Source organism: Rhodobacter xanthinilyticus, assembly GCF_001856665.1.
GTDB lineage: Bacteria > Pseudomonadota > Alphaproteobacteria > Rhodobacterales > Rhodobacteraceae > Rhodobacter > Rhodobacter xanthinilyticus.
Genome location: NZ_CP017781.1, coordinates 1848480 through 1860978 on the forward strand (window position 1 = coordinate 1848480; position 12499 = coordinate 1860978).

The window sequence follows — 12499 nt, forward strand, 5'->3', positions numbered from 1 at the left end:
GGAGGAGCCAGCCATGAGCCGCGAGCGACTTTATCTTTATGACACCACGCTGCGCGACGGCCAGCAGACCCAGGGCGTGCAGTTTTCGGTGGCCGAGAAGATCGCGCTGGCCGAGGCGCTCGACGCGATCGGCATTGATTATATCGAGGGCGGCTGGCCGGGCGCGAACCCGACCGACAGCGAGTTTTTCGCCGTGCGCCCCGAGACCGAGGCGGTGTTCACGGCCTTTGGCATGACCAAGCGCGCGGGCCGGTCGGCGGCCAATGACGAGGTGCTTGCGGGGGTGATGAACGCGGGCACGCCGGCGGTTTGTCTCGTCGGCAAGAGCCATGATTATCATGTGACCGCCGCGCTCGGGATCACGCTCGAGGAGAATCTCGAGAATATCCGCGCCTCGATCGCGCATGTGGTGGCGTCTGGGCGCGAGGCGCTGTTCGATGCCGAGCATTTCTTCGACGGGTTCAAGGCGAACCGGGCCTATGCGCTTGAATCTGTGCAGGCGGCCTATGTGGCGGGGGCGCGCTGGGTCGTGCTCTGTGACACGAATGGCGGGACGCTGCCCCATGAGGTGGCCGAGGCGGTGGCGGCGGTGATCGCGACGGGGGTGCCGGGCGATCATCTGGGCATCCATTGTCACGATGACACCGGCCAGGCGGTGGCGGCTTCGCTTGCGGCGGTGATGGCGGGGGCGCGCCAGATCCAGGGCACGCTGAACGGTTTGGGCGAGCGTTGCGGCAATGCCAATCTCACCTCGCTGATCCCGACGCTCCTGCTCAAGGAGCCTTTCGCGAGCCGCTTCGAGACCGCGATCTCGCGCGAGGCGCTGGCCGGGCTCACGCAGCTTTCGCGCAAGCTCGACGATATCCTCAACCGCGTGCCGCTGCGCTCGGCGCCCTATGTCGGGGCCTCGGCCTTTGCGCATAAGGCGGGGCTGCATGCCTCGGCGATCCTGAAGGACCCCACGACTTATGAGCATGTCGAGCCCTCTCTCGTGGGCAATGCGCGGCTCATCCCGATGTCGAACCAGGCGGGCCAGTCGAACCTGCGCGCGCGGCTCGTGGGCATGGGGATCGAGGTCGAGCCGAAGGACCCGCGGCTTGCGGCGATCCTCGATGAGATCAAGCGGCGCGAGGATCATGGCTATGCCTATGACGGCGCGCAGGCGAGTTTCGAGCTGGTCGCGCGGCGCGAGCTCGGCCTTCTGCCCGCGTTTTTCGAGGTCGAGCGCTACCGCGTCACAGTCGAGCGCAAGCGCGATGCGCGCGGCCGGATCGGCTCGCTCTCCGAGGCGGTGGTGGTGGTGAATATCGGCGGTCAGCGCACGCTCTCGGTCTCGGAGGGGATCGTCGAGGATGGCTCGGACGGCGGCCCGGTCAACGCGCTCTCGAAGGCGCTCGCCAAGGATCTCGGCCCCTATCAGCATTTCATCGACGACATGAAACTGGTCGATTTCCGCGTGCGCATCACCCAGGGCGGCACCGAGGCGGTGACGCGGGTGATCATCGACAGCGAGGATGGCAAGGGCCAGCGCTGGTCGACGGTGGGGGTCAGCCCGAACATCGTCGATGCCTCTTTCGAGGCGCTTCTCGACTCGATCACCTGGAAGCTTCTGCGCGACGGGGCGGCGCCGGTATGAGCGCGCGCGCGGCCGAGATGCTGGCGGCGGGCGACCCCGATCGCTTCGCCGCGCTGATGGCGACGCGGGCGGATCTGCGCGCGCGGCTCTGGCCGCTTTACGCGGCAAACCTCGAGATTGCGCGCGCGCCCTGGGCCTCGGCCGAGCCGATCGTGGCGGAGATGCGCCTGCAATGGTGGGTCGATGCCTTTGCCGCGCTCGCCGAAGAGGGGCGTGCCCCGGCCCATGAGCTCGGGGCGGAGTTTGCCGATCTGCGCGCCGAGGCGGGGCTTTTGCAGGCGCTTGCCGAGGCGCGGCGCTGGGAGTGCTGGCGCGAGCCCTTCGAGGATCAGGCCGCGCTCGTCGACTATCTTCAGGCGACCTCGGGCGGGCTTTACTGGGCCGCGGCGCGGCGCATCGGGGCGGGGGCCGAGGCCGAGGGGGCGGTGCGCGCCTTTGGCTTTGGCGCGGGGGTGGCGGCCTGGCTCGCGGCAGTGCCCGAGCTCGAGGCGCGCGGCCGTCTGCCCTTGGTCGATGGCCGCCCCGAGGCGGTGGCGGCGCTCGCGCGCGAGGGGCTTGCGGCGCTCGAGCGGGGGCTTGCGCAAACGCCCGCGCCCCTGCGCGCGGCGCTCTTGCCCGGCTGGCAGGCGCGCGGCTGGCTCCGCGCCGCCGCGAAAGAGCCCGCGCGGGTCGCCGAAGGCCGGCTCAGGGGCAGCGAATTTGGCCGCCGCGCGGGGCTTGTCTGGCAGGCGCTGCGTCTCGGTTAAAAAGCTGAACGCCTTAAACGAATCTTCAGTTGTTCCATTCATGTTCCTCCCAATGGGCGCTGCCTTTTGGATGACGTCACGATTCTGTGCCTAGGCGCGGAACCGTCGGAGGATCTGGGATGAATCTGATTCACAATCAGAAACTTGGGGTCAAACTGCCCCTTATGCTGGTCGCGATCTCCTTGCTCGCCATGGGAGTCATGGGGGTCAACGCCTATCGCGATGCGCGTGCGCTGCTCGCCAAGGAGGGCACCGACCGGATCGAGAGCGCGCTCGATATGCGCCGCGAGTCGCTCGAGCTCTGGGCGGAAAAGACCTCGAGCGCGATTGCCGAGCTGACCGCGGCGCAAAGCACCTCGCGCGCGCTGCGCGATTTCACCGCTTCGTGGAAGACGCTCGGCGCCGATCCGGCGGGCTATCTGCTCAACGCCTATGTGACCGAGAACCCGAACCCGGAGGGCGAGCGGCTCGCCTATGATTATGCCGGCGATGTGACGGAGTTTTCGATCGCGCATCGCCGCTATCACCCGGCCCTTGTCGAGTTCGCAAAAACCCATGATATCAATGATATCTACCTGATCGCGCCGGATGGCACGGTGCTTTATTCGCTGGCCAAGGACGGCGAGTTCACCACCAATCTCAATAACGGCCCCTTCAAGGATACCCCGCTCGCCCAGGCCGCGCGCAAGGCGGTGACGCTCGGCCGCGGCAAGACCGCGACGACCGAGTTCTTCCGCTCTTCGGCGGCCAAGGGGCGCAATGTCTCGGGCATGGTGATCGCCGCGCCAGTGCTCAACCCGCAAGGCGTCGCGCTCGGGGTGATCGCTTTCAACGTCTCGATCACCCCGATCGGCACGATCATGGAATCGCCCCGCGCCCTGGGCGAGACCGGCCAGGCCTATCTCGTCTCGCAATCGGGGGTGCTCCTGAACAACCTGCGCAATGCCTCGGCGAGCGCACGTCTGGTCAAGAACGCCGCCAACAATGCCTTCCAGGCCGGGCTGCGCGGCGAAACCGGCTTCATCGAAGAAACCGGCATCAGCGGCACGCCGGTCGTGGCCGCCTATACGCCGATCGAGATCTTCGGTCTGAAGGTCGTGGGCGTCGCCGAACAAGCCTCCGCCGAACTCTTCGGCCCGGCGCGCAAACTCGGCAAAGAGATGTTGCTGCAAGCTGGTGGCATGACCGCGGTGCTCGCCTTCCTCGCCTGGCTGATGGCCCGCTCGATCGCCCGCCCGCTCGGCCGGATGAGCGAGACCGTCCGCGCGATCTCGAATGGCGATCACACCGTCGAGGTGAGCAACACCAAGCGCAATGACGAGGTCGGCACCATCGCCCGCGCGATCGAGACCCTGCGCGTCGATCTCGCCGAGGCCGCCGTCGTGCAGCGTCAGGCCGCGATGCAGGGCACCGCCTTCGATTGCTCCTCGGCCGCGATGATGATCGTCGATCGCGACTTCCAGATCACCTACAACAACCCCGCGATGATCAAACTGGTCAGCTCGCGCCTCGATGATTTCCGCACCGTGACGCCCGATATCGTCGCCGAGGAGCTCGTCGGCCGCTCAATGGACGCCTTCCACAAGCTGCCCGCCCGCGCCCGCGAAATCCTCTCGGACCCGAAGAATTTCCCCTATCACGCCGATATCGTGGTCGGCGAGGGCCGCTTCGGGCTCGATGTCAACATGATCTCGACGCCCGAACAGGGGCCGATCGGCTTCGTCGTCGAATGGCGCGATGTGACCGAGCTGCGGATGAACCGCGCCCTGCTCAACGCGCTCAACGACAATCAGGTGGTCTGCGAATTTTCGCCCGCCGGCCGGATCACGCGCGCCAATGCGCATTTCGCCGCCGCAATCGGCCTGCCCGAGGCCGAACTCCTCGGCCGCTCGCATGAGTCCGTTCTGTGCGGTGATGACGAAAGCGCCGATTACTGGACGCGGGCTCAAGCCATGGAAACCGTGCTCGGGCGCTTCTACCTGCCGGGCGAGGATGGCCGCAGCGTGATCGTCGAGGGCAGCCTGACGCCGGTGCCCGACCGCAACAACCGGATGCTGAAGATCGTCCTGATCGCCAATGATGTGACCGAAGCGCAGACCCGTCTGCGCGAGATCCAGGCGCGCAACGAGGCGATGCATGCCGAACAACGCACCGTGGTCGAGGCGCTCCGCGTCGGCCTGACCCGGCTCTCGGATGGCGATCTGACGAGCCCGATCGAGGCGAAATTCTCGCCCGAATACGAGCAGCTGCGCGCCGATTTCAACGCCGCGGTCGGCAATCTCGCCCGCGCCATGCAAGAGGTGATCGACAACGCCGAAGCGATCGACAGCGAGGCCCACGAGATCTCGAATGCGGCGGAAGATCTCAGCCGCCGGACCGAGCGCCAGGCAGCCACGCTCGAAGAGACCGCCGCCGCGCTCGACGAGCTGACCTCGTCGGTGAACACCGCCACCGCGGGCGTGACCGAAGCTGATCGCGTCGTCAAACAGGCGCAAGGCAGCGCCGAGACCTCGGGCCAGATCGTGCAACAGGCCGTCGATGCGATGGGCAAGATCGCGGAGAGCTCGCAAAAGATCTCGCGGATCATCTCGGTGATCGACGATATCGCCTTCCAGACCAATCTTCTGGCGCTCAATGCGGGCGTCGAGGCGGCCCGGGCCGGCGAGGCGGGGCGCGGCTTCGCAGTCGTCGCCTCGGAGGTGCGCGCCCTTGCGCAGCGGTCCTCCGATGCCGCGCGCGAGATCGATGCGTTGATCACCACCTCCTCGGAACATGTCCGCCAGGGTGTCGGCCTTGTGGGCGAAACGGGCGAGGCGCTCGAGGGTATCCTTGCCGCGGTCATCGACATCGCCAACCGAGTCTCCGAAATCGCCGCCTCGTCGCGCGAGCAGGCCTCGGGCCTTGCCGAGATCAACACCGCGATGAACCAACTCGACCAGGTGACGCAGCAAAACGCCGCGATGTTCGAACAGACCACTGCGGCGAGCCATTCGCTGACCCGTGGCGCCCAGGCGCTGACCGAAACCACGAACCGGTTCCGCACGCCACAAGGCACGGGCCGGCGCGCCAGCGCGGCACCGGTTGCGGCGCCCTCCGCCCCCGCAGCCCCCCCCTCGGTCGTCGCCCCCTCCGTCATCGCTCCGGCCGCGCGCGCAGTCGACACGCCGATGCCCGACCGCAAGACGCCCGCCAGCGCTCCGCTTCGGCAAGGCAATCTCGCTCGGAAAGCCGCCGCCGAGGAGGACGACTGGGAAGATTTCTGAGCAAGATTGAAGAAGGAACAGTGGTTTGTTTATGCACCGCCAACGGGAAGGGCTGACTATGGGGGCAAAACGCGTCCTGATCGTGGATGACTCGCCGACGATCCGTCAGCTCATCCGGACCTTGCTCGCCAATGACCGCAGGCTGCGGGTGGTTGGCGAAGCGGGCGACCCCTACGAAGCGCGCGAGAAGATCAAGGATCTCGCCCCCGACGTCATCACGCTCGATGTCGAAATGCCGCGGATGAATGGCCTGTCCTTCCTGGAAAAGCTGATGCGTCTGCGGCCGATGCCGGTGGTCATGGTCTCGACCGAGACGCAAAAGGGCTCGGCGGCGGCTCTCGAGGCGCTGTCTCTGGGGGCGATCGACTGTATCGGCAAGCCGGCGAGCGGCGCGCTCGATGAAGCGTTCCAGAATCTCGGCGATCTGCTGGTCGCCGCGGCGGACGCGCGCCTGCGCGAACCGGGGCTGCGCAAACCCGTCGATCCAGCCACCGGCTTTCGCTGGAACGGCCGCTATGTGCTGATCGGCTCCTCGACGGGGGGCGTCGATGCGCTCGAAACGATCCTCTCCGAATTCCCGGAGAACTGTCCGCCGACGCTGATCACCCAGCATATGCCCGAAACCTTCCTCGAGAGTTTCGTGCGCCGCCTCGCCCCGAAGATTGCCCCGCGCTTCGAACTTGCGACCGACAACGCACCTTTGCTGCAAGGCAAAGTCTATATCGCGCCCGGTGGCGCCTATCACCTCGGCGTTTCCGGCGGCGATACCCCGAAATGCAAACTCCTGAGCGACGAGAAGCGCAACGGCCACCGGCCCTCGGTCGATGTACTCTTCGACTCGGCCCGCCCGATCGCCCAACGCTCCGTCGCCTGCCTCCTGACCGGGATGGGCCGCGACGGCGCCGAGGGGATGCTCGCGCTGCGTCAAGCCGGGGCCACCTGCATCGCCCAGGACCAGGCGACCTCGGTCGTCTTCGGCATGCCGCGCGCCGCGCTCGAGATCGGGGCGGCTGAACGGGCCGTGCCGCTCGGCCGGATCGCCCAGAACATCCTGCAACTGACCGGCCGCACTTCGGCTGTGTCGGTGTGATCGTCGAGGCCTCCATGACCCACCGCGCACCCCTTCGTCCGCAGCACATCTCGCAAGGAGAATATGCCTCCGGCCGCACGGATGAACGTGCGATCACGACCATCCTCGGATCCTGCGTGGCGACCTGCCTTTATGATCCGCAAGCCGGCGTCGGCGGGATGAACCATTTTCTGCTGCCCGAGAGCACCGGAACGACAACCCAGGCGGCGAGTTTCGGCGTCAATGCGATGGAGCTTCTGATCAATGACATGATCAAGCACGGCGCCGCGCGCCCGCGGCTCAAGGCCAAGGTCTTCGGCGGCGCGCGGATGATCGCGGGTCTGTCGGATATCGGCCAGAAGAACGCCGCCTTCGTGCTGGATTTCCTGCGCCGCGAGGGGATCGAATGCACGGGGCAGAGCCTTGGCGGCAATCAGGCCCGGCGGATCGAGTTCTGGCCGCACTCCGGCCGGGCGCGGCAAAAGCTGCTCGGCGAGGCGAAGGTCTTTGAAGCGCCGCCGCCGGTCACCCCAGGCAACGAGGTCGAGCTCTTCTGACGCCGCCACCCCCTCAGACCAACGGCCGCGCGCGCCCCGCGCGGCCGTTTTCCTTTGCGTCAACGCCGCCGCACCGAAGGCAAAAAAAAATCGGCCCGAGAGGCCGACGCATCCGTCACATCGTCTGGCGAGGCCTTTGCCCCGTTACCGATCCGAGCACCTCTCGGAGGTGCTCAGAACCACTGGATTTCACCCTCGTCCGCGGCCTCCTGAACCGAGATCTTCGGCATCTCGGGGTCGAGATTGTTGATCAGCTCATGAAGGCGCAGCCGCGACAGGATCGGCACGGCATGCAGCTTCACATCCGACGGCATTTCGCCCGAGACCGCGGCCATCAGACGCCCGAGATCCTCGAGCGCCTGGGTGATCCGGTCGATCCCTTGCAAGCCCATGATCGCTTTCGGATCGGTATGATCGGCGAAATGGCACATCGAAAGGGCTTTCTGGACCTCGGAGGAGAGGCGCGCGAGCGTGTCGAGCTCATCTCCGATCCGGGCGGCGAGCGCGTCGAGCGGCAGGTCGCGCCGCGCGGGCTCCAGCGTGTCATGGGGGAGGGCATTGATCATAGCCGCCCCACAACCGCTTCGATGCAGGCACGCAGATCCTGCGGGGTGAAGGGTTTCTTGAGGAAGTTGTTCATCCCGAGCTTGCGGCCGGTGTCGATGATTTCCTTGTCGGCACGGCCGGTGATCAGGATGAAGCCGAGCCCCTTGGTGCGCGGATTGGTGCGCAGCGCATGGAGAAGTTGCAGCCCGTCCATCCCCGGCATGTTGTAATCCGAAATCACCAGATGGACCGGCGTCTTTTCAAGGATTTGCAGCGCGCCCGGACCGTCGGTCGCATAGCCGACCTGACGGATGCCCATCGCATCGAGGGCCTGCGTGATCAGGCCGCGGCTGGTCGACATGTCATCGACCACCATGATTCTCAATTGATCTCTCAGGGCCATCTGCTCTCTCCGATTGTCTGCACCGCTCCCTCCTCGGGGAGACGGTAGGTTGTTATGCCCGCGGTCTCGAGCCGCGATGCGCCGCCAAGCGGCACCCGCTCCGAATGGCCGACAAACAGCCAGCCGCCGGGGTTCAGGCAGGCTTCGAACCGTTGCCACAGGCGCGTTTGCGCCGGCTGGTCGAAGTAGATCACCACGTTGCGGCAGAAGATGATGTCGAAGCGGCCCTTCATCGGCCAGGTTTCGTGCAGGTTCAGTTCCCGAAACGAGACGAGCTGGCGCAATTGCGGCACGATCTCGAAGCCCTCGGGGTGGGGGCGGGTGTATTTCTTTTGCAACGGCTCCGGGATGCCATCGAGCGCGGCGCTGTCATAGACACCGCGCGTGCCCCGCGCGATCATCACCGGGTCGATGTCGCTGGCGAGGATGCGCACATCGCGCGAGCCGACCTCGCTGCACATCTCGGTCAGCACCATCGCGATCGTATAGGCTTCCTGGCCATTGGACGAGCCCGCCGACCAGATCCGCACCCGGCCGCCCGCCTTGGCCCGCGCCAGAAGCGGCGGCAGGGCCTTTTCGCGCAGCGTATCGAAATGGTGCTTTTCTCGGAAGAAATGGGTCACATTGGTGGTCAGCGCGGAGATCATCTCGCGCCGTTCGGAGGCCCCTTCCTCGGATTTCACCAAGGCGATGTAGCCCTGATAGTCGCTCAGACCCAGCTTGCGCAGGCGTTTGGCAAGGCGCGATTGAACCATCGAGCTCTTGTTCGGATTGATGACGATCCCGGCATATTCATAGAGAATGGCCGCGATCGCCTGCAATTCCGACGCGCTGGGGGGCTGATGCCCGGAGGGAGGGGGGAAGGCTTGTGTCATGCGGCTTCCGAGGCTTCGTCGGGGAGCACGGCCCCGAGATCAAGAACGCGGATCATCCGGCCATCGACGATGGTGAGGGCCTCGATGAAACTGTGGGCGGTGTCGGCGGCAAGCTCGGGCGGGGCCTGAAGCTCATTGCGCGGCAGCGCGAGAATGTCGGAGACCGCATCGACGAGCAGGCCCGCCGTCTGGCTGCCGACCTGAACGACGATGATGACGTTGCGCGCATCGCCTTCGACCGGCGCCATCCCGAGGCGCACCGAGAGGTCGACCACCGGCAGCACCGTGCCGCGCAGGTTGATCACGCCGCGCACATAGGCGGGCGCATGGGGCAGGGGCGTCGCCCGGGTCCAGCCGCGGATCTCGCGCACCGACATGATGTCGACGCTGTATTCTTCCTCGGCAAGGCGAAACGACAGCAGTTCGAGTTCGGAGGTGTTGGAGCTATGGTCAGCCATGGGGTGTTATCCTGCAAGAGCGAGGTTGGGGCCGCGGGTCCGGCCGGAAGCGTTCTGCACGAGGTCGGCAGGGTCGAGGATCAGCGCGATCTGACCGTCGCCCAGGATCGTCGCCGCGGCGACACCGGGGATATGGCCATAGCTGCGTTGCAGGCCCTTGATGACGACCTGGCGCTGTTCGAGGATCGCATCGACGATCAGGGCGCTGCGCGCACCGTTTTCCTGTGCGGTGAGGAGCACGATCCCGCCCTCGTAATTGGCGCGCGGGCAGCGGTAGCCGAGTTCGGCGCCGAGGTCATAGAGCGGCACGAAGGCGCCGCGCACATGGATCACATTGGTTTCCGGGCCGAGCGCGCGGATATCCTCGCCCGAAAGCGTCGCGGTTTCGAGGATCGAGGAGAGCGGCACGACGAGGGTTTCGCCCGCCACGCTGACCACCATCCCGTCGAGCACCGCGAGCGTCAGCGGCAGCGAGATCGAGAAGCGGGTGCCCTTGCCGGGTTCGGAGGAGATGCTGATCCGCCCGCCGAGCGACTGGATCGAGGAGCGCACCACATCCATGCCGACCCCGCGCCCCGAGAGCGCCGAGACCTTGTCGGCGGTCGAGAACCCGGGCAGGAACAGCAGATTGTCGATCTCGGCATCGCTGAGTTGCGCATCGGGGGCGACCAGCCCCTTGGCGATGGCGATATCGCGCACTTTCGGGCGGTTGATGCCGGCGCCATCGTCGGAGACTTCGATGACCACGCGGCCCGAGCGGTGTTGCGCGGAAAGGGTGATCACCCCCTCGGTCGGTTTGCCGGCGGCGACGCGCGTGTCGGGGGTTTCAAGCCCGTGGTCGACCGCGTTGCGGATCATGTGGGTGAGCGGATCGGCAAGGCGTTCGATCACGGTCTTGTCGACCTCGGTGGCCTCGCCCTCGGTGCGCAGGCGCACTTCCTTGCCCACCGCATGCGAGGCCTCGCGCACGATCCGGGCCATGCGCTGGAACAGCGGTTTGACCGGTTGGGCGCGGATCATCATCACGCTGTCCTGGATGTCGCGGGTCAGCATCATGAAGGCTTCGAGCCCGGTCATCACCGCGGAATTGGGCGGCAAGCCGGCTTCGGCGACCGATTGCGCGAGCATCGCCTGGTTGATCACCAGCTCGCCCACGAGGTTCACGAGACGATCAATGCGGTCGAGATCGACGCGCACGGTGGCCGAGGCCTCGGCATGTTCTTTCGAATTGGCCGCCGCCGCCGCAGGGGCAACCACGGCCGACAGGGCGGCGGCGCTCTCCGGCGCTTCGGCGCTGGACGGGGCGGGCGCGGCGGCCGCAGTCGGCGCGGGCGGATCCTCGAAGAAGCCAAAGCCCGTGTCCTCGGTCGCGCTGTCGGGGAGCGCGGCGAGCGTGGGGGCGGACGAAAGCGCGGGCGCCAGATCGGGCAGCCCCGCGGCCCCTTCGGTGATGTCGATCTGGCAGACATCCTCGACGAAATCGAAGACCTCGCGGATGTCGGCATCGGTGATGTCGCCGGTGAGGGTGATCTGCCAATGCAGCGTCACCGCCTCCGGGTCGAGCGCGTCGAGATCGGCGGGGCTGTCCTCGATGCAAAGCACCGAAGCCTCGCCGAGCGCAGCGAGCGCACGCAGCAGGTGCAGCGGCTCATTGCCCGAGGCATAGAGCGCCGCGCTGGGGCGCATCACCACGGTCCAGACCGGCAATTCCGAGGCCGCCTCCTCGGGCGCGAGATCCTCGTCCAGAGCGCCGCCGAAATCGAAGCTCAGCCCCATCGGCTGAAAATCGGTGACCTCTTCCTCCGCGGCGGGGCCGGCGCCGCCGCCGATCAGCTTCTCGAGCTCGACCAGACATTCCTCCGAGCCCGGCGGCACCGGTCCCGCATCGCGCGCCGCGCGCACATGGTCGCCGAGCAGATCCGCCGCGTGGAAGAACAGCTTCATCGCCTCGGGGGTCAGCTCGAGCCGCCCCGAGCGCAGCTCATCGAGCACCGTCTCGTAACGGTGGGCGAAGCCGACCAGAGCATCGAGGCCGAAGGCCCCGGCACCGCCCTTGATCGAATGAACAGCCCGGAACACGACGTTGATCGTCTCATTGTCGTAGTTGCCCTCGTCCATGTCGGAGAGCGCATCTTGCAGGCTTTCGAGCAGTTCTTCGCATTCGATGAAGAAACTTGCCCGGATTTCGGCCATCGGGTCGGTCGCCATGGTCTCCTCCTTCAGCCCGCAACCATCTGCAGGGCCTTGATCAGCTTGGGCGGATCGAACGGTTTGACGATCCAGCCGGTCGCGCCGGCGGCGCGGGCGCGCGCCTTCAGTTCGGGCGCGGATTCCGTCGTCAGCACGAGGATCGGCGTGGCGCGGTGCTTGTCCTGCCCCCGCACCGCCTCGATGAAGCCGAAACCGTCGAGCCGCGGCATGTTGATGTCGGAAATGATCGCATCGGGGGCGATGCCCTCGAGCACCTCGAGCCCATGCACGCCATCTTCCGCCAGATGCAGGGTGATCCCGGCCTCCGTCAGGGCGAGTTTGAGCATATCGCGGATCGTGCGGCTGTCATCGACCGCAAGGACTGTCAGGCTCATGCGGCCTCCTCGGATTGCACATCACTGAGTTCCACGCCGAAGATCGCCAGAGCCTCGTCAAAGGCCTCCGAGCGCGGCGAAATTGAGAAGGGCAGGGCCCGGGCGCGCCAGCTGCGGGCCGAGGCCAGCAAGACTTGCAACCCGAGGCCGCCGAAATGGGTCACCGCCCCCGCATCCAGTGTCAGCGGCGCGCCCTGAGCGGCGCGCAATTGCGCCGTGAGCTCGCCCACATGCGAGAGATCGACCCGAGGAGGAAGCGCGAGCACTGTCATCGCACGACCTCAAAATGAGTGGTCAGGAAAAGGCGCACCGTGTTCCCCTTTCATTCCAGATGAAAGAGGCTTAACCCGCCACCAGTTAA

Annotated in this window: 12 protein-coding genes; 5 read left to right on the plus strand and 7 right to left on the minus strand. The window is 66.5% G+C overall.

Going from position 1 to position 12499, the window contains the following annotated elements; all coding sequences use genetic code 11:
• Positions 1-13: 13 nt before the first annotated feature.
• The 5 genes from cimA (at position 14) to LPB142_RS09120 (ending at position 7271) form a co-directional block, all read left to right on the plus strand.
• Positions 14-1636 (plus strand): citramalate synthase, encoded by a 1623-nt coding sequence (gene cimA, locus LPB142_RS09100; protein WP_071166180.1) that lies wholly within the window; start codon positions 14-16, stop codon positions 1634-1636.
• Positions 1633-2382, plus strand: a complete 750-nt coding sequence (locus LPB142_RS09105; protein ID WP_071166181.1) for a squalene/phytoene synthase family protein — start codon at positions 1633-1635, stop codon at positions 2380-2382. Before cimA ends, LPB142_RS09105 begins: the two co-directional genes overlap by 4 nt.
• A gap of 119 nt (positions 2383-2501) precedes the next feature.
• Positions 2502-5645: a methyl-accepting chemotaxis protein gene (locus tag LPB142_RS18460; RefSeq protein WP_083392647.1), complete on the plus strand. Its 3144-nt coding sequence runs from the start codon at positions 2502-2504 to the stop codon at positions 5643-5645.
• A 58-nt stretch (positions 5646-5703) separates the two neighbouring features.
• Positions 5704-6735 (plus strand): protein-glutamate methylesterase/protein-glutamine glutaminase, encoded by a 1032-nt coding sequence (locus tag LPB142_RS09115; RefSeq protein WP_071166182.1) that lies wholly within the window; start codon positions 5704-5706, stop codon positions 6733-6735.
• Between the two features lie 14 nt (positions 6736-6749).
• Complete coding sequence (locus LPB142_RS09120; RefSeq protein ID WP_068767065.1) at positions 6750-7271, plus strand: chemotaxis protein CheD; 522 nt, start codon at positions 6750-6752, stop codon at positions 7269-7271.
• Positions 7272-7444: 173 nt separating this feature from the next.
• Here the strand turns inward: LPB142_RS09120 and LPB142_RS09125 are convergent, their stop codons facing one another.
• The 7 genes from LPB142_RS09125 to LPB142_RS09155 are packed head-to-tail and all read right to left on the minus strand — an operon-like array spanning position 7445 to position 12410.
• Positions 7445-7837, minus strand: a complete 393-nt coding sequence (locus LPB142_RS09125; RefSeq protein WP_071166183.1) for a hypothetical protein — start codon at positions 7835-7837, stop codon at positions 7445-7447.
• Positions 7834-8220, minus strand: a complete 387-nt coding sequence (locus LPB142_RS09130) for a response regulator (protein ID WP_068766837.1) — start codon at positions 8218-8220, stop codon at positions 7834-7836. Before LPB142_RS09130 ends, LPB142_RS09125 begins: the two co-directional genes overlap by 4 nt.
• The gene (locus LPB142_RS09135) at positions 8211-9095 is read right to left on the minus strand and encodes a CheR family methyltransferase (RefSeq protein WP_068766838.1); all 885 of its coding nucleotides are present in this window, start codon (positions 9093-9095) and stop codon (positions 8211-8213) included. The genes LPB142_RS09130 and LPB142_RS09135 overlap by 10 nt, the downstream gene beginning before the upstream one ends.
• Positions 9092-9553 carry a chemotaxis protein CheW gene (locus LPB142_RS09140; protein ID WP_068766839.1) on the minus strand — a complete coding sequence of 154 codons (462 nt, stop codon included), beginning with the start codon at positions 9551-9553 and terminating at the stop codon, positions 9092-9094. Before LPB142_RS09140 ends, LPB142_RS09135 begins: the two co-directional genes overlap by 4 nt.
• 6 nt (positions 9554-9559) lie before the next feature.
• Positions 9560-11761: a chemotaxis protein CheA gene (locus tag LPB142_RS09145; RefSeq protein WP_071166184.1), complete on the minus strand. Its 2202-nt coding sequence runs from the start codon at positions 11759-11761 to the stop codon at positions 9560-9562.
• Positions 11762-11772: 11 nt separating this feature from the next.
• The gene (locus LPB142_RS09150; RefSeq protein WP_068766841.1) at positions 11773-12138 is read right to left on the minus strand and encodes a response regulator; all 366 of its coding nucleotides are present in this window, start codon (positions 12136-12138) and stop codon (positions 11773-11775) included.
• Complete coding sequence (locus LPB142_RS09155) at positions 12135-12410, minus strand: STAS domain-containing protein (RefSeq protein ID WP_068766842.1); 276 nt, start codon at positions 12408-12410, stop codon at positions 12135-12137. The genes LPB142_RS09150 and LPB142_RS09155 overlap by 4 nt, the downstream gene beginning before the upstream one ends.
• Between the last annotated feature and the right edge of the window lie 89 nt (positions 12411-12499).

What these genes read in the sequence shown, in the direction of transcription:
- cimA (WP_071166180.1), top strand. Translation starts at nt 14, where the DNA reads ATGAGCCGCGAGCGACTTTATCTTTATGACACCACGCTGCGCGACGGC.
- LPB142_RS09105 (WP_071166181.1), top strand. Translation starts at nt 1,633, where the DNA reads ATGAGCGCGCGCGCGGCCGAGATGCTGGCGGCGGGCGACCCCGATCGC.
- LPB142_RS18460 (WP_083392647.1), top strand. Translation starts at nt 2,502, where the DNA reads ATGAATCTGATTCACAATCAGAAACTTGGGGTCAAACTGCCCCTTATG.
- LPB142_RS09115 (WP_071166182.1), top strand. Translation starts at nt 5,704, where the DNA reads ATGGGGGCAAAACGCGTCCTGATCGTGGATGACTCGCCGACGATCCGT.
- LPB142_RS09120 (WP_068767065.1), top strand. Translation starts at nt 6,750, where the DNA reads ATGACCCACCGCGCACCCCTTCGTCCGCAGCACATCTCGCAAGGAGAA.
- LPB142_RS09125 (WP_071166183.1), bottom strand. Translation starts at nt 7,837, where the DNA reads ATGATCAATGCCCTCCCCCATGACACGCTGGAGCCCGCGCGGCGCGAC.
- LPB142_RS09130 (WP_068766837.1), bottom strand. Translation starts at nt 8,220, where the DNA reads ATGGCCCTGAGAGATCAATTGAGAATCATGGTGGTCGATGACATGTCG.
- LPB142_RS09135 (WP_068766838.1), bottom strand. Translation starts at nt 9,095, where the DNA reads ATGACACAAGCCTTCCCCCCTCCCTCCGGGCATCAGCCCCCCAGCGCG.
- LPB142_RS09140 (WP_068766839.1), bottom strand. Translation starts at nt 9,553, where the DNA reads ATGGCTGACCATAGCTCCAACACCTCCGAACTCGAACTGCTGTCGTTT.
- LPB142_RS09145 (WP_071166184.1), bottom strand. Translation starts at nt 11,761, where the DNA reads ATGGCGACCGACCCGATGGCCGAAATCCGGGCAAGTTTCTTCATCGAA.
- LPB142_RS09150 (WP_068766841.1), bottom strand. Translation starts at nt 12,138, where the DNA reads ATGAGCCTGACAGTCCTTGCGGTCGATGACAGCCGCACGATCCGCGAT.
- LPB142_RS09155 (WP_068766842.1), bottom strand. Translation starts at nt 12,410, where the DNA reads ATGACAGTGCTCGCGCTTCCTCCTCGGGTCGATCTCTCGCATGTGGGC.